Below are 24,187 nucleotides of genomic sequence, written 5' to 3' on the forward strand. Positions count from 1 at the left end.
AACCGACAGCGACCGAAACGGCGCGTGGGCGGTCGGCCGGCGGGTCAGGACGTCCCGTCGGGCTCCAGCCGTCCGCGCACCGCGCTCTGCACACCGGCCTCCTCGGCCGGGTCGGTCGCCAGCCTCCGCAGCCGTTCGACGACCTGGGTGTCGCCGATGGTGGCGTGCCGGGCGGCGATCTCGCGGGTCGACTCCTCGCAGTCCCACAGGCATTCGACGGCGAAGCCGGCGGGGAAGGTCTCGTCGGTGGCGGCGAGGGCCTGTGCCGCGCGGCCGCGCAGCTGGGAGGAGGCGGTCTCCCGGTAGATGTGGCGCAGCACGGGTGCGGCGCAGCGGATGGTGAGGCGGCCGGCGCCGTCGACGAGCGGAGCCAGCGCGTCGGCGTCCGGCCCGAGGGTGCGCACGGTACGGCGGAGCGCGGCGAGGACGGTGTCGGCGTCCTGCGCGCCGCCGCGGCAGGCGAGCATGCGAGCGGCGACCGTGCCCAGGGCGTCGTCGCGCCGGGCGGCCCAGTGCCGGGCGCGGTCGAGGGCGGCGGCGCCGCGCATCCGGGAGAACGCGTCGAGTACGAAGGCGAGCAGGCCGGGCGGCGAGGCGGAGGGGGCGAGGGCGGCGGCTTCGTCGGCGGCCTCCTGCACCAGGTCGAGGGCGGCGGGGTCGTCGCGCTCGGCCAGGTGACGGATCGCCGCGGCGCGCGCGGCGTCCGGGCCGCTGCGGGCGGCGGCGAGCAGCTCGGGCCGGTCCTCAGGGGTGGCGACGGCAGCCAGGCAGCGCGCGGCGGCGGCCTCGCGGCGCGGGCCGGGCTCCTCCTGGGCCCAGGCGAGGACTTCGTGCACGCTCCAGCCGGGACGGGGTCCGCTGGTGCGCAGCTGCCGCTGCCACCGGTCGAAGGAACCGGCCTCGCGCACCCGGCGGAGGCGTTCGGCCTGGGCGGGGTGCGCGGGGTCTTCCTCCCACAGCCGCCAGGGGCGGGGTTCGAAGGCCTCGCGGGCGGCGGCGGCCAGTTCGGCTTCGCCGTCGGGGGTGCGCGGGAAACGGGCGAGGACGGCCGGGCCGAGGGGGCGGAGTCCGGCGTCGTCGTCCCGGACAGCGAGTTCGTCCAGCGCCCACTGCCAGTTGGCGCCGGAAACGGCGTACCGGCGCAGCAGGTGCAGGGCGTCGGCGTCACCGTAGGAGGCGAGGTGGCCGAGGACGGAGAGCGCCAGGCCGGTGCGCTCCTCCATGCCTTCGCCGGGAAGGCCGTCGTCGGGGTGGAAGAGGTGGGCCTCCACGGCGTCGAGGCCGGCGTCGAGTTCCGTGTGCAGCCGCGCGTAGTAGAGCGATCGGTGTTCGATCTGCCAGTCGCGCCGGGGGTCGTGGAGCACGCAGTGGGTGAGCGCGGCGAGCGCCTCCGCGCGCGGCGCCGCGAGGGCGTGCAGCGTCCCGTCGCCGCGGCCTCGCTGGAGGAGGCCGAGCAGCGTACCGCTGGGCGCTATGTCTGAATCGACGGGATCGACGTACATGGGAGTCAGCATCCGGTGCGGGGTCTCGAGCTGGCAACGGGATTTCTCTTCGACCGGCAGTCTTGCCGTCGTCGGCGGTTCTACTCCTGCGCCTTCCCTTCCTGCGGCCCCGGGTCTCCCCCGTCCGGCGCCGCAGCCTACCCCCCGGGGCACCGGGAGGGCACGCGAGCCCGGGCGAAGGCACCCGGGGCGCGTTCCCCTGGGCGCAGAGCGGTCGGGAGCGAAAACGGAGGGCCGTCGACATATGCCGGAAGCACCACCGAATCGGGTGTCGCCGATTCCCTTACGCACAGTCGCCGGTTGTGCGAGAGTCGTGAGCGTCCCCCCTCTGCATCGGAGTGCCCATGCCGTCCTCTTCCCCCGCGGACCCGCTGGAACCCGCCGGTGACGGCGGGCTCGAAGCCCTGATCACTCAGGCGGACCGCCTGCGCGGCCGTATAGACGCCCTGCGACGCGGCGGGCCCGACGGCGGCGGCGGAGACGCACCGGAGCGCCGTTGGCAGCAGGCGCTGTGGGAGCTGGCGGCGCACCAGGCGGACGACCTGGGCGGACAGCTCGCACAGCTCCGGGACGGCCTCGCCGACGCTCCCGGGGACTGCGACGATCCTGCGGACATCGGCGCCCCGGCCCGGCGAGGCGTGCCCGCCGTGCCCGCCCAGCCCGGCTCCGCGGCGTACGCGGCCCCCTCCGCGTCCGGGTCGGGCACGTCGCTGGTCAGGCAGGTGGGCAGCGCGGAGTGGGACCTGCTCACCGACGAAGTGAGCTGGTCGGAGGAGTTGTACCGGATCTTCGGACGCACCGAGGCTGACGGTCCGCTCTCCCTGGACGAGCTGCCGTCCTGGGTGTGGACCGAGGACCGGGGGCCGCTGATGGCCGCCGTCACCGACTGCCTGGTGGACGGCCGCCCTCTCGACGGCGAGTTCCGCGTCGTGCGGCCCGACGGCGGGGTGCGCACGGTGCACATGACCGGTGAGTCCGTGCTCGACGACGAGGGCGGCACCGCCTCGATGTGGGCGGTGCTGCGCGACGTCAGCGCACTGCGCCGCTCCGAGCGGGCCGTGCGGGAGAGCCGCGATTCCGTGCGGCAGGAGCGCCTCGCCGAACGGACCGCGCGCCGACTCGCGGTGGAGTTGCAGCAGGCGGTCCTCCCGCCGTGGCGCGGCTCGCAGCGACTGCCGCTGCGCGGCGGTCCGGTGGGCACGTTGGACCTGGCCGCGCACTACCTGCCGTCCGCAGAGGGCGCCCTGGTCGGCGGCGGCTGGTGCGACGCCCTCGAGATCTCCGACGGCGCCGCCGCGGGGGGCGCCGTGCTGCTCACCGTCGGCGACCTCACCGGGCACGGCGCGAGCGCCACGGCGGGCGTGGCACAGCTGGTGGGCGCGCTCCGCGGCATGTCACTCGCCGGCGTCCGGCCCGGCCCGCTGATGGGTCACCTCAACCGGATGCTGGACGCCGCCCCGCAGCCGGCGCTCGGCAGCGCGCTGTGCTGCCGCTACGAGGCCGCGACGCGCACCCTGGCCTGGTCGCAGTCCGGTCGCCCCGCTCCCCTGCTGCTCCGCGGCGGAGCGGGAGAGGTGTTGTCCCCAACGGACGGCGTCCTGCTGGGCGCCACGTACGGGGCGGCGTACGGGGAGCGGACCGAGCACCTCGAACCCGGCGACGTGCTGGTCCTGCACACCGAAGGGCTTGCTGCGCACGCCGGTACGACGGGGGTGCGCCCGGGACGCGCCACGGACCGGCTCCTCTCGATGGCCCCCCGCATCGCCTCCGCACGGAACGCCCAGGAGTGTCTGCGGGCCGTGGTGGAGGAGTTCGGCGGCCGGGACCGCGAGGACGACGCCTGCGTGCTGATCGCGCGGGTGCGGTGACGGTGCGGGAGCAGCGGTCGCGAGAGCGGTGAGCGCGTGGCGGCACCTGACGGCGGCTTCCGGCGCCCGGGGAGCCGTTCACACGGCGCTCACGCCCCTGGTCCGTGCGCCGCGAGGGGCCTTGGGGAGCGACTGCCGCACTTCCTCGCGCAGGCCATCGATCTCCCCCTGCCCCGCGTACCGTCCGGTGAGGCGGTACATCTCGCGCAGCCGGTCCCAGGTGCGGTGGGACGACGTCTGCCCGATACTCAGCAACGCCAGCCGGGCGTACCGGTCGGCCTGGTCGGGGTCGTCGGCGATGAAGCAGGCCGACGCCATCGTGAGGTAGTCGAAGATCTTGGACCGCTGCCGGCCGTCGACGCGCAGTGCGAGCGCCTTCTCGGCGTACAACTGGGCCTGGCCGGCCACGCCGGGGTCGTGCTCGGCGAGGGTGCGGTAGGCGAGGGCCTGCATGCCGTACAGGTCCTCCTCCTTGAAGATCTGCATCCAGCTCGGCGGCGGCACGTCGCCGGGGTCGGAGGCGAACAGTTCCTCGGCCCGGCCGAGGGTGCGGCGCATCTCCTGGCCGCGCCCCATGGAAGCCTGCGCCCATGCCTCCACGGTGCAGAGCATGGCGCGGGTACGGGGTAGGGTCTCCTCGCCGGAACCGGACTGGGCGAGCTTCATCAGGTCCAGCGCGTCGTCCGGGCGGCCCAGGTGCACCATCTGGCGGGCGGCCCGGGAGAGCGCCTCGCCGGCCCGCGGCCGGTCGCCGCCCTCTCGCGCGGCGTGCGCGGCGATGACGAAGTACTTCTGCGCCGTCGGTTCCAGGCCCACGTCGTGGGACATCCATCCGGCGAGGACCGCAAGGTTCGCGGCGACGCCCCACAGCCGGTGCTGGAGTTGCGGACTGTGATGGTAGGCGAGCATGCCGCCCACCTCGTTCAGCTGACCGACCACGGCCTTGCGCTGGAGCCCCCCGCCTCTGGCGGCGTCCCAGGCGCGGAAGACCTCGACGGAGTGCTCGAGGGCTTCGACCTCCTGGACGCCCACGGGGGCGGCCTCGTAGCGGTCGAGGAGAGTGGAGTCGGGGTCGAGTGGGTTGTGGAGGGTACCGGCAGCCGAGGCGGGATCCGCCCGGAGCCAGTCGTGGAGGGCACCGCTGAGTGCCGATCCTGCGGCGAGCGCAGCGCCCGCGCCCACCAAGCCGCGTCGGTTGAGCATGAGGTCCATTCCCGTGAATTCGGTGAGGACCGCGGCCATCCGCTCCGGGGCCCAGGGCAGTCCGTCGGCGGACTGCCTGTCCCCTGCTTGTGCTGATCTGCGGAACCCGAGGTCCTCGGTGGTCACGACACGACCGAGTCGCTCGGTGAACAGGGCTGCCAGCACCTTCGGCACCGGATCACGCGGGGTCTCCCCCATGTCGATCCAGCGCCGCACGCGCGAGGTGTCGGTCGCCAGCTGCGGATGGCCCATGGCCGCCGCCTGCCGGTTGACCCGTCTCGCGAGTTCGCCCTTGGACCAGCCGGCCATGCCGAACAGGTCCGCCAGACGGGAGTTGGGTTCCTTGTTCACGTCAAGCCCCCAGGTTCTCGGCTGAGTTGACAGTAGCCCGCACCGGACGCGGCTTCGAGCATTCGCCAGGGTTCGCCAGGGTTCGCCAGATGGTGTGCCACCCGCGGACGGGTGTGCTGTAGGAACGCGCCACCCGGCCCGGGGAGCGGTCCCGTCGCGATCCGCATTCCCCAGGGTGCACCGGTCTGCTCCGGTTCCCTCCTCCGGGCCGGGGGCGCACGTCAACCGTCGGCGCACGAAGGGAACTGCTCACCCATGTATTCAGCAACGTCCCCCGTGGCCGCCCCGCCCCGGCCCCGTTCCACCCAGTTCGGGGGCAGGAACCGCCGGGCGCCCGGAGGCCCGGCACCCTTCAGCGGCAGGCTCGACCTGTCCGGCACGCAGGGGGCGCAGCTGCGTGCCGTCATCGCCTCGGTACACCGGATCTGCCCCGACTTCCGGCCCGTCCAACTGCTGCGGCGCAGCGGCCGTTCGGTGCTGCTGGCCGGAACCGTCGGGCCGCGGCCGGTGGTCGCCAAGTGTTTACTGGACACCTCTCCCGCGTGGGTGGAGCGGTTCCAGCACGAGGGCGCGGTGTACCGGTCGTTCACCCGGCTCAGGCCGCCGGTGCGGGCGCCCCGGCTGGTGGCCGCCGACCCGGACGGCGGGATGCTGGTGACCGAGCGGATGCCCGGACGTCCCGCCGCACTGCAGCGCCACCCGTTCGAGACTCCGTCGGGGAACGAGGTGCGCACGGTGATGGGAGCGCTGCGCCGGCTGAACATGTGGCGGCCCCCGGCGGACGCGTTCGACCGGCCGCTGGACTATCCGGCGCGGCTGGGCCGCTACCACGAGCTGGGGCTGCTCACCGACCGGGACATGGGCGACCTGCAGAAACTGCTGCACGGGGCCACGCGTCCGGGCGGCCGGCCCGGTGCGGCCTGGCAGTTCTGCCACGGGGACGCCCTGCTGTCCAACGTCCTGCTGTCCCCGAACGGTCCGGTGCTGGTCGACTGGGAGCACGCCGGCTGGTACCTGCCCGGGTACGACCTGGCGACACTGTGGTCCGTGCTCGGCGACGCCCCGCTGGCTCGGCGTCAGATCAGCCAGCTCGCACAGGCCGCCGGTCCCGCCGCCCGGGACGCCTTCCTGGTGAACCTGATGCTCGTGCTCACCCGAGAGATCCGCACCTACGAGACGGCGGTGCAGCGCACGATGCGCGGACCGGGCCCCGCGCCGGCCGGGTCCGTGCCCTGCCCGGACGGGTCGGGCGCGATGACCGTCGGCGAGGAGCAGCGGCTGCTGCTGCGGCGGCTGCACGACGACTGCGGGCTGGCGCGCCGGGCGGTACGTGCGGCGGTGGGCACCGGCTGACCCGCGCGCCGCCGCCGCGCCCGGCGCCGGGCGCGGCGGCGGCGTGGCACCCGTACGGCGGTGATTGGGGGCCACCCACGGGGTCAATACCTCCCCGGTACCCGGACCGCACCAGCCGCCGAGGAGACCGCCGTGTTCGGCTCACCCGGTTCCCTTCCCCGTTCCCCCGGCGGGGGCTCTCGCCCCGCCGCCTCCTCCTCGCGCGGACCCGGACGCACCGCGGCGGGGATCTGTGCCGCCGTACTGCTGCTGCAGACGGCCGCCGCCACTCCCGTGCTCGCTTCCGCCCGCCCGGGCGAGCCGCCGGCCGGCTCCCTGCAGGGGGCGTTCCAGCGGGCGGCGGAGCGGTACGAGGTGCCGCGGAGTGTGCTGCTGGGGGTGTCGTACTTGCAGTCGCGGTGGGACGGGCATGCGGGTGCGGCGAGCGTGTCGGGCGGGTACGGGCCGATGCATCTGACGGATCTGCGGACGGCGTTGGCGGAGGCCGGGGAGCACCATCACGGGGGTGCGGAGGATCCGCGGGGCGACACGGCGCGGCCGCTGGACGTGGCGGGGCTGTCCCAGACCGCCCGGGCGGGCGAGGGCCGGGAGGCCGGGCGGGTGCCGGAGCGGCTGCGGACGCTGCCGGAGGCGGCGGAGCTTACGGGGATCGCGGCGGAGCGGCTGCGGGAGGACCCGGCGGCGAACATCGCGGGCGGTGCGGCGCTGCTGGCGCAGGCGCAGCGGGAGCTGGGTCTCCCGGCGAGCGAGGACCCCGCGGACTGGTTCGGCGCGGTCGCCGCCTACTCCGGAGCGGACGACGAGACCACGGCCGCCGCGTTCGCCGAGGAGGTGTTCTCCGTGCTGCGTCGAGGGGCGCGGAGGGTCACCGACTCGGGGCAGCCGGTGGAGCTCGAGCCCTCGCCGGCCCTGCGTCCGGGGCGCGGGCGGGCGTCCGGGCCCGGCGTGCGCGCGGGCGCCCCGGACGGCCCGGTGGAGTGCCCGGCGCAGCTGTCCTGCACCTGGCAGCCGGCGGCCTACGAACGGTGGGAGAAGGAGGACAGCTCCACCGACTACGGCAACCACGACCGCGCACGGCGCCCGGCCGTGGGCCCCATCGACTACGTCGTGGTGCACGACGTGGAGGGGTACTGGAACGGCGCCACCAGTCTGATCGAGAACCCCGACTACGTCTCCTGGCACTACACCCTGCGGTCCTCCGACGGGCACGTGGCGCAGCACCTCAGGACCCGGGACGTCGGCTGGCACGCGGGCAACTGGTACGTCAACGCCAGGTCGGTGGGCCTGGAGCACGAGGGCTTCCTCGTCGACCCGGACGCCTGGTACACCGAGGCGATGTACCGCTCCTCCGCCCGCCTGGTGCGGTATCTGGCGAAGAAGTACGACATTCCGCTGGACCGTCAGCACGTCCTCGGCCACGACAACGTGCCGGGCACCACCCCGTCCGCCGTCCGCGGCATGCACACCGACCCCGGCCCGTACTGGGACTGGGCGCACTACTTCCGCCTGCTCGGCGCCCCCTTCCGCCCCGAAGGCTCCTGGCGCGGCGCGGACATGGTGACGATCCTGCCCGACTACGACGCGCACCGGCCGGTCTACACCCGCTGCGACGACTCCGGCGACCCGTGCGCCCCGCACGGCTCCGCCGCCGTCCGCCTGCACACCGCCCCCGACCCGGACGCCCCACTGGTGAAGGACATCGGCCTGCGCCCGGACGGCGACCCGTCGACCACCGGCGTCAACGACACCGGCGCCCGGGCCACCACCGGCCAGCAGTACGCCCTCGCCGGCCGCGACGGCGACTGGACCGCCATCTGGTACCTCGGCCAGAAGGCCTGGTTCCACAACCCCGCCGACCGGCCGACGGCGGTGCCCGCCCGGGGCAGGGTCGTCACCCCGAAGGAGGGCAGGGGCCCCGTCGCCGTGTACGGCCGCGCCTACCCCGAGGCGGGCGCCTACCCGGAGGACGTGCCCGTGCAGGCCATCGAGCGGCTGCCGTACGAACTGAAGGCCGGACAGCGGTACGTGGTCGGCCTGCGTACCCGCGGCAGCTTCCTGTCGGCGCAGAGCTACGACCCGTCGGGCAGGAAGGCGGTGCTGGTGCGCGGGGAACGGCGCTACGTGCAGGTCCAGTTCGGGCACCGGGTCGCGTTCGTCGACGCCCGGGACGTGCGCGTGACTACGGTCTGAAGATCTCCGGCGGGAGCGGCTTGAGCAGCGCGTACAGGTCGCTGGTGATGGGCCGGTCCCAGGAGGCGATGGTGACCAGCACGCCGTCGCTGCGGTCGAACTGCACGCAGGAGATGCGCTCCTCGGTGCACTTCACCCGCCGGACGATCAGCAGGTTGTCCTCGTGCATCACCGGATCGTCCTCGACGGCCAAGACCTCGACCTGCTCCTCGTCCTCCAGTGCGGCGAGCAACTGGGCCACCTCCAGCGGGACCTGCCCCTCCCCCAGGTCGCGGAACGGCGAACCCGCGGGGAGGTTGCCGATGATCATCGCGGGGCCCCGGCCGCCGAAGAGGTCGTAGCGCAAAAAGACGCCCTGGCAGGTGCCGTCCGGCGCGGGCAGCAGTCCGGCACCCAGGTTCCCGGGCCAGTCGGACGGGTCCATGGCCAGGACGTCGAAGTCGGGCCCGGCGGGGACGGGGGCGCTGCGGCGGCGGAGGAAGGACATGCCCGCCATGGTACGTCGCGGCCACCGGGGGCCACGGTGCGGTCGGGCGGGCGCAGGACCGGCCGGAGGCGGAATGCGGAGTCCGCCGGCAGCGACCCCTTGACGGACCTCGACGCTTCCTGGTTGTTTGAACGGGATCAAGCTACCGAATGATCGGTTGGGGCGATGCACATGCAGGTCACCGAGGCCGTCGACGCCGCGCGCAGGCTGTCCGGAGAGGAGCTGCGCGCGCTGCAGCTGGAGCGGTTGCGCGCCACGCTCCACCACGCGTACGAGAACGTGGACCACTACCGGCGGGCCTTCGACGCTGCGGGGGTGCGGCCCGAGGACTGCCGGAGCCTGGAGGACCTGGCACGTTTCCCGTTCACCGTGAAGGACGACCTGCGCGAGCAGTACCCGTTCGGGATGTTCGCCGTGCCGCGGGAACGGCTGCGCCGTGTGCACGCCTCCAGTGGCACCACGGGTCAGCCGACGGTCGTCGGCTACACCGAGCGGGACATCGAGATCTGGTCGGACCTGGTGGCCAGGAGCATTCACGCCGCGGGCGGCCGGCCCGGGCACCTCGTCCATGTCGCCTACGGCTACGGCCTGTTCACGGGCGGGCTCGGCGCGCACTACGGCGCGGAGCGGCTCGGCTGCACGGTCGTGCCCGCCTCGGGCGGGATGACGGCCCGGCAGGTGCGGCTGATCCAGGACTTCCGTCCGGAGATCATCATGGTCACCCCGTCCTACATGCTCACCCTGCTGGACGAGTTCGATCGGCAGGGCGTCGACCCGCGGAGCTCCTCGCTGCGGACCGGGATCTTCGGTGCCGAGCCGTGGACGGAGGAGATGCGCCAGGAGATCGAGGAACGCGCCGGCATCGACGCCGTGGACATCTACGGCCTGTCGGAGGTCATGGGCCCAGGCGTCTCGCAGGAGTGCGTGGAGACCAAGGACGGCCTGCACGTGTGGGAGGACCACTTCCTGCCGGAGATCGTCGACCCGGTCACCGGGGAGCCGGTGCCGGAGGGCGGGACGGGCGAACTCGTCTTCACCTCGCTCACCAAGGAGGCGATGCCGGTGATCCGCTACCGGACCCGGGATCTGACCCGGCTGCTTCCGGGGACGGCGTGGCCGGCGTTCCGGCGCATGGAGAAGGTCACCGGACGGTGCGACGACATGATCATCCTGCGCGGAGTGAACCTCTTCCCCGCGCAGATCGAGGAGATCGTGCTGCGTACGCCCGGTGTGGCGCCGCACTTCCAGCTGCGGCTGACCCGCGAGGGCCGGATGGACCGGCTGACGGTGCGGGCCGAGGCGCGGTCGGCTGCGACACCGGAGCAGCGCACCGAGGCGGTGGAGACGATCGCGCGCGAAGTGAAGGACGGCATCGGCGTCTCCGTGGCGGTGGAGATCACCGAACCGGAGACGCTGGAACGCTCGGTCGGCAAGATCAGGCGCATCGTCGACGAGCGGGAGTGACGCCGGTGTCCCGGGAGCCCGGGGCCCGGGAGCCCGGGACACCGCCCGCCGCGCGGGGGCGCCCGCGTCGGACGCTCAGCCGGACTTCCGGCCCTCCGCCTCGAGGACAGCCATCGCCGCGTTGTGCCCCGGCACCCCGCTGACGCCGCCGCCGCGCACCGCACCCGACCCGCACAGCAGGACGCCCGCGTGCCCGGTCTCCACGCCCCACCGCCCGGCGTCGGGGTCCCGGTAGGGGAAGGCCAGGTCGCCGTGGAAGATGTGGCCGCCGGGCAGCCGCAGTTCGCGTTCGAGATCGACCGGCGTCTTGGCCTCGATGCAGGGCCGCCCCTCGGCGTCCACGGCCAGGCAGTCGGCCAGCGGCTCGTCCAGGTGGGCGTCGAGCTGGGCGATCGTGGCCTTCAGCACCTCCGCGCGCCGGGCGTCGTTGTCGCCGGTGAACAGTTCCCCGGGCATCAGTAGCCCGAACAGGGTGAGCGTCTGGTATCCCTGCTCGACCAGGTCCGGGCCCAGGATCGAGGGGTCGGTGAGCGAGTGGCAGTAGATCTCGGACGGGGGCGCCGACGGCACCCGGCCGTCCGCCGCCTGCCGGTGCGCGTCGGCGAGCGCCTGATACCCCTCAGCGATGTGGAAGGTGCCGGCGAATGCCTCCCTCGGGTCCACCGCGGTGTCCCGCAGCCGTGGGAGCCGGCGCAGCAGCATGTTGACCTTGAGCTGCGACCCGGAGGCACGCTCGGCGGGCTCCTCACCCAGCATCGCGGCCAGGGCCTCGGGGGACGCGCCGACCAGCACGTGCCGGGCGGCCACCATGCCCTCGGTGCCGCCGGTGCTGTAGTGGACCTCGGCGCCCGCGCCGTCCGGCGCGATCCGGTGCACGTGGTGCCCGGTGAGCAGTTCGGCACCGGCCGAGCGGGCGGCGTCGGCGAGTGCCCCGGTGACCGCGCCCATGCCGCCGACGGGAACGTCCCAGTCGCCGGTGCCGCCGCCGATGACGTGGTAGAGGAAGCACCGGTTCTGGGCCAGCGACGGGTCGTGGGCGTGCGAGAACGTGCCGATCAGGGCATCGGTGAGCACCACGCCGCGCACCAGGTCGTCGCGGAAGCGCCGCTCGATCTCCTCGCCCAGCGGACGTGCGAACAGCGCCTCCCAGGCCGCGTCGTCGGCCACGGCCGCACGCAGTTCCTCCCGCGTGGGCAGCGGACCGGTGAGGGTGGGGAAGACCCGCTCGGCGACGCGGGCGGTCATGGCGTAGAAGTCCTGCCACTCCTCGAACTCCCGGTCCGAGCCCGTCAGGCGGGCGAAGGAGTCACGGGTGCGGGCGTCGTCGTCCGTGACCAGCAGGCCCCCGGCCGCGCCGCCGGTGACGGAGGGCGTGTAGGAGGACACGGCGCGTTTGCGCAGCGGCAGGCGCAGCCCGAGATCGTCGGCGATCTGCCGGGGCAGCAGGCTGACCAGGTAGGAGTAGGCGGACAGGCGGGCGTCGACGCCGACGAACGGGGTGGTGGAGACGGCGGCGCCGCCGGTGTAGTCGGAGCGTTCCAGCAGGGCCACGGAAAGGCCGGCGCGGGCGAGATACGCGGCGGAGACCAGGCCGTTGTGGCCGCCGCCGACGATCACGGCGTCGTAGGAGGGCTTGTCTGGCATGCCCCCTGTCTACACGGACCTCCCCGCTCCGACCAGGGGCGGGGCTCCGGGGGAGCGGCGACGAACGGCCGGGAGGCGATCTAGGGAATCCCCGAGTGTCGCGCCGTTCCCCACCCGGTGCGAGCCTGGTTGAGTGAGGTGTTCGGTGTCGGTGCCAGCCGGGAGGACTCCATGCGACAGCTGATCAATGTGCCGGAGACGGTGGTCGAGGAAGCGCTGCGCGGCGTGGCCGCCGCGCATCCGGACCTCACCGTGGACGTCGAGAACCGGATCGTGCTCCGCGGGGACGCGCCGGTGGCCGGGAAGGTCGGGCTGATCTCCGGCGGCGGCTCCGGCCACGAGCCGCTCCACGGCGGGTTCGTCGGGTTCGGGATGCTCGACGCGGCATGTCCGGGCGAGGTCTTCACCTCGCCGGTGCCGGACCAGATGGTGCGCGCCGCGGCCGCCGTGGACAGCGGGGCGGGTGTGCTGTTCATCGTGAAGAACTACACCGGCGACGTGCTCAACTTCCAGATGGCCGCGGAGATGGCCGAGGACGAGGGCGTGCAGGTCGCCAGCGTGCTGGTGGCGGACGACGTGGCGGTGGAGGACAGCACGCACACAGCGGGCCGGCGCGGCACCGGGGCCACGCTGTTCGTGGAGAAGATCGCCGGGGCGGCGGCGCAGGCCGGGGAGCCGCTGGAGCGGGTGGAGGCCCTGGCCCGCCGCGTCTCGGAGTCCTCTCGCAGCTTCGGGGTGGCGCTCAGCGCGTGCAGCACGCCCGCCAAGGGCGGCCCCACCTTCGACCTGCCCGCCGGCGAGCTGGAACTGGGCATCGGCATCCACGGCGAACCCGGCCGGGAACGCCGGGCCATGATGACCTCCGGCGAGATCGCCGACTTCGCGGTGCAGGCGGTGCTGGACGACCTGAGGCCGGAGGGTCCGGTGCTCGCGCTGGTCAGCGGCCTGGGCGCAACGCCGCTGCTGGAGCTGTACGGTTTCGCGGGCGAGGTGCACCGGGTGCTCGCGGAGCGCCGCGTGCCGGTGGCCCGCACGCTGGTCGGCAACTACGTGACCTCGCTCGACATGGCAGGGGCGTCGGTCACCCTGTGCCGGGCGGACGAGGAGATGCTGCGGCTGTGGGAAGCTCCCGTGGCCACCCCCGGGCTGCGCTGGGGCGCCTAGGACCCGCCGTGCACCCCCGTTCCGCCCGCCGTGTTCCCGTCGCCCGACGTGTCAGGAGACTCCCTTGCCCGACTCCCCCGGTTCCGTACTCGACACCACGCGCGCACTGCGCTGGATGAACGCCGCCGCGGACGCGGTGGACCGTGAGGCGGACCGTCTCACCGAGCTCGACTCGCCGATCGGCGACGCCGACCACGGCACCAACCTGCGGCGCGGCTTCACGGCCGTACGGCAGGGTCTGCGCGACGACCAGCCCTCCGGGCCCGGACCGGTGCTGCTGCTCTCCGGACGGCTCCTGGTCTCCAAGGTCGGCGGCGCCTCCGGCCCGCTGTACGGCACCCTGCTGCGCCGCGCCGGCAAAGCACTCGGCGACGAGTCCGCGGCGGACGGCCGCCAGGTCGCGGCCGCGCTGCGCATCGGTGTGGAGGCCGTGGCGCAACTGGGTGGCGCCGTCGAGGGCGACAAGACGATGCTGGACGCGCTTTTCCCGGCGCTGACCGCGCTGGAGGAGGCGCTGGAGTCCGGGGAGGATCTCGCCGACGCGCTGGCCGCCGCCGGGCGGGCGGCGGCGGAGGGTGCCGCGGCGACCGTGCCGCTGCGGGCTCGTAGGGGCCGGGCGAGCTACCTGGGCGAGCGGAGCGTGGGCCACGAGGACCCCGGCGCCGCGTCCTCGGTGCTGCTGGTGACCGCGCTGGCGGAGGCGGTGGGCGCCGGTGAGTGAGCAGAAGGAACCGCGGGTCGGCCTGGTGCTCGTCTCGCACAGCTCGCAGGTGGCGGCCGCGGTCGCGCAGATGGTGTCCGGGCTGGTGGGCACAGGCGGGTCGGTGCCGGTCGCGGCGGCGGGCGGTGCGCCGGACGGCGGGCTGGGCACCGACGCCGACGCCATCCGGGAGGCGGCGCTGTCCGTGGACGAGGGCGCCGGGGTGCTGCTGCTCGCCGACCTGGGCAGCGCGGTGCTGACCGTACGCGCGCTGCTGGCGGAGGACGAACTGCCGAAGGACAGCGAACTACTGGACGCCCCTTTCGTGGAGGGCGCCGTGGCCGCGGTGGTCTCCGCGTCGGCCGGGGCGGACCGTGCGGCGGTCGCAGCGGCGGCACGGGACGCGTACGAATACCGGAAGGTCTGAGGCCCCGCCGCCGCCCACCGGTACGGCCGTTCAGCCGGGCGGCGGCCCCTCGGGTACGGGGGCGCCGCCCGTGGGCGCGTCGTAGGCGAACCAGGCGGGGCCCTCCTGCGCTGCCCGCTTGATCCGCTGCACCGCGAACTCTTCCAGGGAGGGCAGGCCGTCCTGCGCGAACCAGCCCACTTCCAGCGACTCGTCGTCGTTCACCCGCGCCTCGCCGCCCACGGCGCGGCAGCGGAAGGAGATGTCCATGAACTGGCAGCGGTCGCCGTTCGGGTAGCGGATGGGCTCCAGTCCCTGGACGGAGATGATGCGCTCGGGAACGCATTCGACGGCGGTCTCCTCGCGCACCTCGCGCACGATGGTGTCGGCGGGCTGCTCCCCCGGCTCGGCGATGCCGCCGATGATGGCCCAGCGGCCGGTGTCGGCGCGCCGGGCGAGCAGCACCCGCTCCTCGTCGTCGAACACCACCGCGCTGACGCCGGGCAGGAAGAGCAGCTGCTGACCGGCGGTGGCACGGATCGCGCGGATGAACTCGGGTGTCGCCATGCGCCCGACTCTAGGACGTGAAGCGCGGCCGGCGGCGTCCTCCCCCGCGGGGCTTCGTCCGTGAGAGGGACCTCGGCGCGGAGGGCGGGCGGGCCGGGGTCAGGCGGGCGGGCGGCGGCCCGCCGGGGCGGGGAGCACGTCGGCGAGCAGGCGGCCCTCCGCGTAGGTGCGGGCCGCCTGCGGCAGCTCTCCGGGCCGGCCGCTGAGCAGGACGGTGAGTCCGCCGGTCGCCGGGGCCTGCGGGGCCGGCGCGGTGTCGAGGCGGCGCAGCGCCTGGGCGGCGACGGCGTCGGCGGAGCCGTACAGCTCGGGGAGGGGGCCGCCGTGCGCGGCGGCGGTGCGGATACGCCCTCCGACCAGTTCGTAGTGCGTGCAGCCGAGGACCACGGCGCGGGATCCGGCCGGGGTCAGCCGCCCGGCGGCGGCGACGGCCGCGTCGATCCGATCCTCGTCGCCGGACTGGACGGCCTCGGCGAGGCCGTGGCAGGGCACCTCGGTGATCCGGGCGCCGTTGCCGAAGTCGCCGATCAGCCGCCGCTGGTAGGCGCTCCCAGTGGTGGCCGGGGTGGCCCAGACCGCGACCGGGCCGCCGGAGGCGGCGGCGGGCTTGACGGCCGGCACGGTGCCGACGACCGGTACCAGCGGCTCAAGTTCGGCGCGCAGAGCGGGCAGTGCGTGCACGGAGGCGGTGTTGCAGGCGACGATCAGCGCGTCGGGACGGTGGGCTGCGGCGGCCCGCGCGCAGGCCAGCGCCCGGGCGGCGATGTCACCTGCGGTGCGCGGTCCCCACGGCAGTCCGTCGGGGTCGCTGGAGAGCACCAGATCGGCGTCGGGACGGAGGCGGCGTACCGCGGCCGCGGCGGGCAGCAGTCCGATTCCGGAGTCCACGAGCGCGATCTTCACGGCGGAAACTCTAACCGATCGCCACGCCGCGCTCCCGGTGCGTGCGGGCGCCCTGCGGCAGACTGCCGCAGGTGAACGCGCTGACGTGGACCTCGTGGCTGTCGCTGGCGGCGTGGCTGTGGCTGCTTCTCGCCCACGGCGGTTTCTGGCGCACCGATGTGCGGCTGCCGGACGCCGACCCGGCGGGCGAAGGGGCCCGGGCGGATGCGGACGGGGAGCCGTGGCCGCCGGTGGCGATCGTGGTGCCGGCGCGCGACGAGGCGGCCGTGCTGCCTCTCACGCTGCCCTCGCTGCTCACCCAGCGGTACCCGGGCCCGGCCGAGGTGGTCCTGGTCGACGACGGCAGCAGCGACCAGACCGGCGACCTCGCCCGCACACTGGCCGCGTCGGTGCCCGGGGCGCTGCCGCTGACCGTGTGTTCCCCGGGACCGCCCCCGCAGGGCTGGACCGGCAAACTGTGGGCGGTCCGGCACGGCGTAGCGGTGGCCCGCTCGCGGGGTGCGGCGACGTACCTGCTGCTGACCGACGCCGACATCGCGCACCCGCCGGACTCGCTGCACGCCCTGGTCCGCGCCGCGCGCGACGGCGGCCTGGACCTCGTCTCGCTGATGGCCCGGCTGCGGGTGACCACCGGTTGGGAGCGCCTGGTGGTACCGGCGTTCGTGTACTTCTTCGCGCAGCTGTACCCGTTCTCCCGGGTCAACCGGTCGGGTGGCCGTACGGCGGCTGCGGCGGGCGGCTGCATGCTGCTGCACGCGGACTCCGCCGACCGGGCGGGCCTCCCCGGGAGCGTACGCGGCGCGGTGATCGACGACGTCGCCGTGGGTCGTGCGGTGAAGCGCGGCGGCGGACGGGTGTGGCTGGGCCTGGCGGAGGAGGTGGCGAGCGTACGGCCGTACGAAGGACTGGCTCCGCTGTGGGCGATGGTGGCGCGCAGCGCGTACGCCCAGCTGCGGTACAGCCGGTCGCTGCTGGCCGTGACTGTGGCGGGTCTGCTGCTGGTGTACGTGGCGCCGCCCACGACGGCGCTCGCCGGGCATGCCGCCGGCTGGGCGGCCTGGGCGCTGATGACGCTCAGCTACCTGCCGGCCGTGCGGTACCACCGGGTGCCGTGGTGGGTGGTGTTGACGCTGCCCGCCGTGGCGGTGCTGTACCTGCTGATGACGGTGGACTCGGCGGTCCGGCATCACCGTGGCGCGGGTGCCGCGTGGAAGGGCCGGACGTACGCCGGCACCTGACTCCCGGCCCGTCCCCGCCCGATGTTGGCCGGATCATGCCCTTTACACGAACACAAGGCACCGGTGCGACCGTTTCTTCCCTCTTTCGCTCGAATTGGTGACGTCCGGTCATGTGTGACGCGCAAAATGACCCGCTTATCAGGCTCCCCAACCAGCACATCGTGGGCTTAACTTATGGACTATGACCTCCCCCCGCAGCACCTACGGCGGCGGTTACTACGCTGCTCCTGCATTCCCCGACACCCCGATCTACGACATGCTCGTGGCCGAGCGGGGTACCCCGCAGATCGCCCCGATCCGGGTGCCCGCCGCGTACGACACCGGGAGTCACCTGCCCGCGCTGCCGTCCGCGCTCCCCGCGCTCCCGTCCGGGCAGGGGCACCCCTACGGGCAGCAGCACGGCTATCCCGCCCAGCAGCCGGCGCCGCTCCACCAGGCCCCCTCCCCGTACATCCCGCAGCAGCAGAGCCAGCAGCGCGGCTACGGCCACCCGGGTCCGCAGGGCGGCCACCAGGGTCAGCAGGGCTACCCGGGCGCCGGCCAGCAGCCGCAGCACCAGATGCGCCCCGTGGCCCCGCGTCCCGCCGCGCCGCGGCAGATGCCGGGCGGCTACGACGACCCGTACGGACGTCCGTACCAGGGCCGGGGGTACTGACCTCCGGACTCCGCGCCGCGGGGCCGGGGAACGACGTGGCGGCGACCCATCAGGGGGAGGGCGCCGCCCGCGACGTGTCATCCCGGCGGCGGCCTGGTACTCCTCCGGCATGCAGACCTCCCCACGGCTCACGCACGAGGAGGCGGAGCGGCTGGACGCGCACTGGCGCGCGCTGGTCTACCTCGCCGCCTGCCAGCTCTACCTGCGCGACAATCCACTGCTGGGCCAGCCGCTGCGCCCGGAGCACATCAAGCCGCGGCTCCTCGGCCACTGGGGCACGTGTCCCGGTCTCGGCCTGGTCTACACCCACCTGAACCGGCTGATCCGGAACCGGCGTCTGGAGGCGCTCTGCGTGTGGGGCCCCGGACACGGTGCGCCCGCCGTGCTCGCGGGGAGCTGGCTGGAGGGCACCTACGGCGAGCTGTTCCCGGACGTGCCGCGCGACGCCGACGGCATGACCCGGCTCTTCCGCGCCTTCTCCACGCCCGGCGGCGTGCCGAGCCACACCGCTCCCGGAGTGCCCGGATCCATCCAGGAGGGCGGCGAGCTGGGGTACTCCCTGGCCCACGCCTACGGCGCCGCGATGGACAACCCCGGCTTGCTGGTCTGCTGCGTGGTCGGGGACGGCGAGGCGGAGACGGGTCCGCTGGCGACCTCGTGGCACGCCGACAAGTTCCTCGACCCCGTCCACGACGGCGCGGTACTACCCGTACTGCACCTCAACGGCTACAAGATCGCCAACCCCACGGTGCTGGCCCGTATCCCCGAGGACGAACTCGACGCCCTGATGCGGGGCTACGGGTACGACCCGGTGCACGTGACGGCGGCACCGGACAGCGACCGGCTCGAGGTGCACGCGGCGATGGCCGCCGCGTTCGACAGCGCCGCGGACCGGATCGGTGCCCTGCAGCGCGCCGCCCGCGCGGAGACCGGAGCCGACCGGCCGCGCTGGCCGATGATCGTCCTGCGCACCCCCAAGGGCTGGACCGGCCCGGCGTCGGTCGACGGGGTCCCGGTGGAGGACACCTGGCGGGCGCACCAGATCCCGCTCGCCGGGGTGCGGGAGGACCGTGAGCGGCTGCGGCAGCTGGAGGGCTGGCTGCGCAGCTACGGCCCCGAGGAGCTGTTCGACGACAGCGGTCGGCCGCTGCCGCACGTGCTGGACTGCGTACCGGCCGGCGACCTCCGGCTGGGCGCGCTGCCGCAGGCCAACGGGGGCCGCCTGCTGCGCGACCTGCCGCTGCCGGCGCTCGAACCGCACGCGGTGGACCGCGAACGGCCGGGCGCGAGCATGCACGAGCCGACCCGGGTGCTGGGCGGCTGGCTCGGCGAGCTGATGTCGGCGACCCACGAGCGGCGCGACTTCCGCATGTTCGGGCCGGACGAGACGGCCTCCAACCATCTCGACGACGTCTACGGCGCGACCCCGAAGGGCTGGCAGGCGCGCACCCGGCCCACCGACGAGCACCTGGGCCCGCACGGCAGGGTCCTGGAGGCGCTCTCCGAGCACCTGTGCCAAGGCTGGCTGGAGGGGTACGTGCTGACCGGCCGGCACGGCCTGTTCGCCTCCTACGAGGCGTTCGCGCACATCGTGGACAGCATGGCGAGCCAGCACATCAAGTGGGTGCACAGTGCGCGGGAGGTGCCCTGGCGGCTCCCCGTCTCGGCGCTCAACTACCTGCTGACCTCGCACGCCTGGCGGCAGGACCACAACGGCTTCTCGCACCAGGACCCCGGCTTCGTCGACCACGTGCTCAACAAGAGCCCGGAGGTCGTCCGCGTCTACCTGCCGCCGGACGCCAACACCCTGCTGTGCGTGGCCGACCACGTGCTGCGCACCCGCGACACGGTCAACGTGGTCGTTGCCGGGAAGCAGGAGTGCTTCGACTGGCTCGGGCTGGAAGACGCCCGGGCGCACTGCGACCGCGGAGTGGGCATCTGGGAATGGGCCGGCACCGAGACCTACGGCAAGGAACCGGACGTGGTGCTCGCGTGCGCCGGGGACGTGCCCACCCAGGAGGTCATGGCCGCCGCCTCGCTGCTGCGCAACCACGTGCCCGAACTCGCCGTGCGGGTGGTGAACGTCGTGGACCTGGCACGGCTGCTGCCGCACGAGGAGCACCCGCACGGGATGCGGGACGCCGATTTCGACGGCGTCTTCACCCGGGACCGGCCGGTCGTCTTCGCGTACCACGGCTACCCGTGGCTGATCCACCGGCTCGCCTACCGCCGTGCCGTCCACCCGCACCTGCACGTCCGCGGGTACAAGGAGTCCGGCTCGACGACCACGCCGTTCGACATGGTGGTCCGCAACGACCTGGACCGGTACCGGCTGGTGATGGACGTCCTGGACCGCGTGCCGGGCCTGGCGGTGCGGGCGGCCGGCGTGCGGCAGGCGATGGCGGACGTGCGGTCCCGGCACCACGCCTGGATCCTCGAGCACGGCACGGACCTGCCGGAGGTCGCGGGCTGGCGGTGGGAGGAGTGAGCCGGGCGCACCACCCGGGCGCGCCCGGCCCGGGTCCGCCGGGAGCCGTCGCCGGACCTGCACCTCCTGCAGCCGTCAGACCTGCACGTCCTCCAGCACGCCCAGGGCGTCCGGCACGAGCACGGCGGCCGAGTAGTAGGCGCTGACAAGGTAGGAGACGACGGCCTTGTCGTCGATGCCCATGAACCGCACGTTCAGGCCCGGCTGGTACTCGTCGGGGATGCCCGTCTGGTGCAGCCCGACGACGCCCTGGTTCTGCTGCCCGGTCCGCATGGCGAGCACCGAGGTGGTGCCGTCCGCGACGGGGATCTTGTTGCACGGCAGCAGCGGCACGCCGCGCCAGGTGCGCACCCGGGCGCCGTGCAGCTCAGTCTCCGGCGGGCAGAGGCCGCGGCCGCTCATCTCCCGGCCGATCGCCGCGATCGCCTTGGGGTGGGCGAGCAGGTACTCGGTCTTGCGGCGCCGGGAGAGCAGCTCGTCCAGGTCGTCGGGGGTGGGCGGGCCGGAACGGGTGGGGATGCGCTGGGACAGATCGGCGTTGTGCAGCAGCCCGAACTCCCGGTTGTTGACCATCTCGTGCTCCTGCCGCTCGCGCAGGGCCTCGACGGTCAGCCGCAGCTGCTCCTCCAGCTGGTTCATTGGGTCGTTGTAGAGGTCAGCTACCCGGGTGTGCACCCGCAGCACGGTCTGCGCGACGCTCAGCTCGTACTCCCTCGGCCCGATCTCGTAGTCGGCGAACACTCCGGGGAGGACGGGTTCGCCGGAGTGGCCGGAGGTCAGCGCGATGTCGGCCTCGCCGCGCCGGTTCTGGCGGGGGATGGCACGCGAGAGGAACGCGTGCAGGTGGTCGCGGAGCGCGGGGGACCGGCCGGCGACCTCCTGGAATGCGGAGCGCGGCAGGGAGAGCACGATGCAGCGGGTGCCTGCGCGCAGTCCGTACTCCCACACCCCCGGCTCGGGGGTCAACGCCTGGTCTCCGGCGTGGTCGCCGTCCGTGAGCGTGCCCAGCGCGGCCTCGTCGCCGTACTTGCCCCGGCCGATCCGGTGGATCTTGCCGTGCGCGACGAGGAGCAGCGCGTCGACGGGCCCGCCGACGTCGGTGACGGTGTCGCCGACGGAGAACTCGTGCTGTTCGCAGCGGTCGGCGAGCTGCCGCAGGGCGTCCTCGTCGGTCAGCCCGCGCAGCAGCGGGATCTCCCGCAGTCCGGAGGGGATGACGGACACCGCCGCCCCGGTGTTGGTGAACTGCACCCGGCCGTCCCCGAAGGTGTGGGTCAGACGCCGGTTCACCCGGAACGTGCCGCCGCTGGTCTCCACCCACGGCAGGACCTTCAGCAGCCAGCGCGAGGAGATGCCCTGCATCTGCGGGGGCGTCTTGGTGGTGGTCGCGAGATTCCGTGCTGCCGCGGTCGGGAGACTCGTGGGCACGGATTCCGCGGAGGTAGTGTGCTCGGTCTCGGCTTCCGGACGGGTCGTCAAGGGCGTCTGCCTCTCTGCGCTTCGGGGATGCGTGCGGTCGCGTGTTCCGGACCGTGCGGCGGATTCCTGGAGGAAGGATCAGTGGCCGATTTCGACGTCCTCGAGAATTCCCAGTGCGTCGGGCACGAGAACGGCTGCGGAATAGTAGGCGCTCACCAGATAGGACATGACGGCCTTGTCGTCGATCCCCATGAACCGCACGGACAGGCCGGGCCGGTACTCATGGGGGATGCCGGTCTGGTGGAGTCCGACGACGCCGCGCTCCTCGCCGGTCCGCAGGGCCATGACGGAGGTGGAGCCCTCGCGGGACACCGGGATCTTGCTGCAGGGCAGGAGGGGAACGCCTCGCCAGGCGGGCACCGCGTGGCCCCCGAAGTCGACGTTGGCGGGCTGGATGCCGCGCCTGCTGCACTCGCGACCGAACGCGGCGATGGCCTTGGGGTGGGCGAGGAGGACGCTGGGCTCCTTCCAGACGGTGGCGAGCAGCTCGTCCAGGTCGTCCGGCGTGGGCGGACCGGAGCGGGTGTGCAGCCGGTGCCGGGTGTCGGCGTTGTGCAGCAGACCGAACTCCCGGTTGTTGACCATCTCGTGCTCCTGCCGCTCGCGCAGGGCCTCGACGGTCAGCCGCAGCTGCTCCTCCAGCTGGTTCATCGGGTCGTTGTAGAGGTCGGCCACCCGGGTGTGCACCCGCAGCACGGTCTGCGCCGCGCTCAGTTCGTACTCGCGGGGCGAGGTCTCGTAGTCCACGAAGGTGCCGGGCAGGGCCGGTTCGCCGCTGTGGCCCGCGGTGAGCGCGATCTCGGACTCGCCATCCGCGGTGCGCTGGGCGGGCAGGGCGCCCCGCGCCGCCTCGAAGTGGGCACGCAGGCTGTCGGAGCGGCCGCAGACGTCCTCGAAGTCGGAGCGTGAGAGGGTGAGTACGGTGCCGCCGGTCAGCGCGCGCAGTGAGAACTCCCAGCGCCCCGGCTCGTCGAGAAGGTCCGCGTCCCCCGCGTAGTCCCCGCCGGCCAGGACGCCCAGGTCGACGTCCTCGTCGTACTTGCCGGGCCGGACCTTGCGCAGCTTGCCGTGCGCGACGAGCACCAGACGGTCCGCGGGGGCACCGGCCTCGACGAGGGTCTCGCCCGCGGAGAAGTCGCGCTGCTCGCAGCGGTCCGCCAGGGCCTCGAGCACGGGACGGTCCGCGTATCCGCGCAGCAACGGGAGTTCGGTGAGTTCGGCGGGGATCACGCGGATGTCGGAACCGGTGGAGACGAATTCCACCCGGCCGTCCCCGAGGGTGTGCACGAGCCGCCGGTTCACCCGGAACGTGCCGCCGGACACCTGTACCCACGGAAGGACCCGCAGCAGCCACCGGGAGGAGATTCCCTGCATCTGCGGGACCGTCTTGGTGGTGGTGGCCAGATTCCGCGCGGCTGCGGTTCCGAGGCTCGAGGGGCGCTGGTCTTCGACGTAGTCGCTATCGGAATGCGATTCCATCGAAGTCGTCATGGAGGACCACCAATCTCCGGCTGGCTGCGGGAATTTCCCGCGCCGCGCGACGAAGTTAGCCAGGCGCTCTCGATGTCCGCAATCGCTCGAAAGATAAGCAGCCGCAAGGAATGTCCTCCGCGTGCCGCGGGTAACGCGGCGTTTCGGGGTGCCGTTCTCGACGCATCGTCACCACGGCACCCGGGGTCCTTCACGGTGAGCGACGGGCACGGCCTGCGCGGGGCGTCGTCCGGGTGGGCGCACGGAGTCCGGGCGCGCGACGGACACGGGCGCCTTCCGCACCACTCCCCCGCAGGGGAGCATCGGAGTAGAGTCCGCTGGGGGAACAGAAGGGGGCACGAGACGTGCGGAGCATCGCGGGACTGTGGACGTGGCGCCGCAGTTCTCTGTGCCGCCGCTCCGATCTCGCGGAGGCGTGGCTCGCGTTGTGCGGACTGGCGCTGCTGCTCCTCGGCGTGCCGCTGGCCGGCGTCGTCGGCGGCACGGCCGCTTACGGCGAACTGGCCGCGCTGGTGCGGCAGGAGCACGCGCAGCGCCACGCGGTGTGGGCCACCGCGAAGCAGCCGGTGGACCGCCCGCCCACGGCTCCCGGCGAAGCGGACGACGACGAGGGGGCGCAGGACCACCCGGTGCTGGCCTTCTGGAAGGGCCCCGACGGCGTTACCCACACCGGGACTGTGCACGCCGCGAGACCCATGAACCCGGGAGAGCGGTTCCGCGTCTGGACGGACGCCGGGGGCAGCCTGACGTCCCCTCCGCTGGCGCACGGCACGGCCGCCGCCTACGCGGTGGCGACGGGCCTGGTCGCGGGGGCGCTGACCGGCGCTGCCGTGGAGGCGGGCCGCCGCGCGGCCATGGCACGGCTGCTGCGGCGCAGGTATGCCGCGTGGGAGGACGAGTGGGCGCGGATCGGCCCGGACTGGGGCCGTGCGGGCAGCAACAGCTGACCGGTCATCGGGTGGCGTGGGCGCACGCTACGGTGGAGCCCCGCATCCCCCGCACGTCATGGCAACCCCCGCACGAAGTGAGGACGC

At 73.8% G+C, this 24,187-nt stretch carries 19 protein-coding genes; 11 read left to right on the forward strand and 8 right to left on the reverse strand.

The features are described 5' to 3' along the window. Positions 1-44: 44 nt before the first annotated feature. Positions 45-1,502: a HEAT repeat domain-containing protein gene (locus tag E4198_RS00800; RefSeq protein ID WP_136181415.1), complete on the reverse strand. Its 1,458-nt coding sequence runs from the start codon at positions 1,500-1,502 to the stop codon at positions 45-47. Between the two features lie 344 nt (positions 1,503-1,846). Here E4198_RS00800 and E4198_RS00805 point away from each other — a divergent pair, with 344 nt between their 5' ends. After that, positions 1,847-3,370 (forward strand): SpoIIE family protein phosphatase, encoded by a 1,524-nt coding sequence (locus tag E4198_RS00805; RefSeq protein ID WP_136181416.1) that lies wholly within the window; start codon positions 1,847-1,849, stop codon positions 3,368-3,370. A 78-nt stretch (positions 3,371-3,448) separates the two neighbouring features. Here the strand turns inward: E4198_RS00805 and E4198_RS00810 are convergent, their stop codons facing one another. Then, a complete protein-coding gene (locus E4198_RS00810; RefSeq protein ID WP_136181417.1) occupies positions 3,449-4,924 on the reverse strand; it encodes a hypothetical protein in 1,476 nt (491 codons plus the stop codon). Between the two features lie 255 nt (positions 4,925-5,179). Between E4198_RS00810 and E4198_RS00815 the strand changes: the two genes are divergently transcribed. Together E4198_RS00815 and E4198_RS00820 are read left to right on the forward strand one after the other, a co-directional pair. Beyond that, complete coding sequence (locus E4198_RS00815) at positions 5,180-6,277, forward strand: aminoglycoside phosphotransferase family protein (RefSeq protein WP_136181418.1); 1,098 nt, start codon at positions 5,180-5,182, stop codon at positions 6,275-6,277. Positions 6,278-6,550: 273 nt separating this feature from the next. Beyond that, the gene (locus E4198_RS00820) at positions 6,551-8,467 is read left to right on the forward strand and encodes an N-acetylmuramoyl-L-alanine amidase (RefSeq protein WP_247597835.1); all 1,917 of its coding nucleotides are present in this window, start codon (positions 6,551-6,553) and stop codon (positions 8,465-8,467) included. Here E4198_RS00820 and E4198_RS00825 read toward each other — a convergent pair. Further along, positions 8,457-8,954, reverse strand: coding sequence for a hypothetical protein (locus E4198_RS00825; protein ID WP_136181419.1), 498 nt, complete (start codon positions 8,952-8,954; stop codon positions 8,457-8,459). The genes E4198_RS00820 and E4198_RS00825 overlap by 11 nt on opposite strands. Positions 8,955-9,119: 165 nt before the next feature. On the opposite strand from E4198_RS00825, the gene paaK reads away from it, so the two are divergent. Next, entirely contained in the window at positions 9,120-10,418 is a 1,299-nt protein-coding gene (paaK, locus tag E4198_RS00830; RefSeq protein WP_247597494.1) for a phenylacetate--CoA ligase PaaK, read from the forward strand. Between the two features lie 75 nt (positions 10,419-10,493). On the opposite strand, the gene E4198_RS00835 is transcribed toward paaK, so the two are convergent. Further along, the gene (locus tag E4198_RS00835; RefSeq protein ID WP_136181420.1) at positions 10,494-12,062 is read right to left on the reverse strand and encodes an NAD(P)/FAD-dependent oxidoreductase; all 1,569 of its coding nucleotides are present in this window, start codon (positions 12,060-12,062) and stop codon (positions 10,494-10,496) included. Between the two features lie 171 nt (positions 12,063-12,233). Here E4198_RS00835 and dhaK point away from each other — a divergent pair, with 171 nt between their 5' ends. The 3 genes from dhaK to E4198_RS00850 all read left to right on the forward strand — a co-directional run bounded on the left by dhaK (position 12,234) and on the right by E4198_RS00850 (position 14,353). Next, positions 12,234-13,226: a dihydroxyacetone kinase subunit DhaK gene (gene dhaK / locus E4198_RS00840; protein WP_136181421.1), complete on the forward strand. Its 993-nt coding sequence runs from the start codon at positions 12,234-12,236 to the stop codon at positions 13,224-13,226. A gap of 115 nt (positions 13,227-13,341) precedes the next feature. Further along, positions 13,342-13,947 carry a dihydroxyacetone kinase subunit DhaL gene (gene dhaL / locus E4198_RS00845; RefSeq protein ID WP_136185101.1) on the forward strand — a complete coding sequence of 202 codons (606 nt, stop codon included), beginning with the start codon at positions 13,342-13,344 and terminating at the stop codon, positions 13,945-13,947. Then, complete coding sequence (locus E4198_RS00850; protein ID WP_136181422.1) at positions 13,940-14,353, forward strand: PTS fructose transporter subunit IIA; 414 nt, start codon at positions 13,940-13,942, stop codon at positions 14,351-14,353. The genes dhaL and E4198_RS00850 overlap by 8 nt, the downstream gene beginning before the upstream one ends. A 30-nt stretch (positions 14,354-14,383) precedes the next feature. Here E4198_RS00850 and E4198_RS00855 read toward each other — a convergent pair whose 3' ends face one another. After that, the gene (locus tag E4198_RS00855) at positions 14,384-14,899 is read right to left on the reverse strand and encodes an NUDIX domain-containing protein (protein ID WP_136181423.1); all 516 of its coding nucleotides are present in this window, start codon (positions 14,897-14,899) and stop codon (positions 14,384-14,386) included. Between the two features lie 99 nt (positions 14,900-14,998). Further along, the gene (locus tag E4198_RS00860) at positions 14,999-15,802 is read right to left on the reverse strand and encodes an aspartate/glutamate racemase family protein (protein ID WP_136181424.1); all 804 of its coding nucleotides are present in this window, start codon (positions 15,800-15,802) and stop codon (positions 14,999-15,001) included. A 71-nt stretch (positions 15,803-15,873) separates the two neighbouring features. Here E4198_RS00860 and E4198_RS00865 point away from each other — a divergent pair, with 71 nt between their 5' ends. The 3 genes from E4198_RS00865 to E4198_RS00875 all read left to right on the forward strand — a co-directional run bounded on the left by E4198_RS00865 (position 15,874) and on the right by E4198_RS00875 (position 20,183). After that, positions 15,874-17,040, forward strand: a complete 1,167-nt coding sequence (locus tag E4198_RS00865; RefSeq protein WP_136181425.1) for a glycosyltransferase — start codon at positions 15,874-15,876, stop codon at positions 17,038-17,040. A 181-nt stretch (positions 17,041-17,221) separates the two neighbouring features. Continuing rightward, complete coding sequence (locus tag E4198_RS00870) at positions 17,222-17,695, forward strand: DUF6643 family protein (protein WP_136181426.1); 474 nt, start codon at positions 17,222-17,224, stop codon at positions 17,693-17,695. A 109-nt stretch (positions 17,696-17,804) separates the two neighbouring features. Further along, positions 17,805-20,183: a phosphoketolase family protein gene (locus E4198_RS00875; RefSeq protein ID WP_136181427.1), complete on the forward strand. Its 2,379-nt coding sequence runs from the start codon at positions 17,805-17,807 to the stop codon at positions 20,181-20,183. A gap of 75 nt (positions 20,184-20,258) precedes the next feature. Here E4198_RS00875 and E4198_RS00880 read toward each other — a convergent pair whose 3' ends face one another. Beyond that, the gene (locus E4198_RS00880; RefSeq protein ID WP_247597495.1) at positions 20,259-21,611 is read right to left on the reverse strand and encodes a family 2B encapsulin nanocompartment shell protein; all 1,353 of its coding nucleotides are present in this window, start codon (positions 21,609-21,611) and stop codon (positions 20,259-20,261) included. Positions 21,612-21,740: 129 nt separating this feature from the next. Then, on the reverse strand, positions 21,741-23,153 hold the full coding sequence (locus E4198_RS00885; protein ID WP_136181428.1) for a family 2B encapsulin nanocompartment shell protein: 1,413 nt from the start codon (positions 23,151-23,153) through the stop codon (positions 21,741-21,743). 344 nt (positions 23,154-23,497) lie between these two features. On the opposite strand from E4198_RS00885, the gene E4198_RS00890 reads away from it, so the two are divergent. Continuing rightward, entirely contained in the window at positions 23,498-24,100 is a 603-nt protein-coding gene (locus tag E4198_RS00890) for a hypothetical protein (RefSeq protein WP_136181429.1), read from the forward strand. The last annotated feature ends 87 nt before the right edge of the window (positions 24,101-24,187 follow it).

Origin of the sequence: Streptomyces sp. RKND-216 (assembly GCF_004795255.1) — a bacterium.
In the GTDB taxonomy this organism is placed as follows: Bacteria; Actinomycetota; Actinomycetes; order Streptomycetales; family Streptomycetaceae; genus Streptomyces; species Streptomyces hazeniae.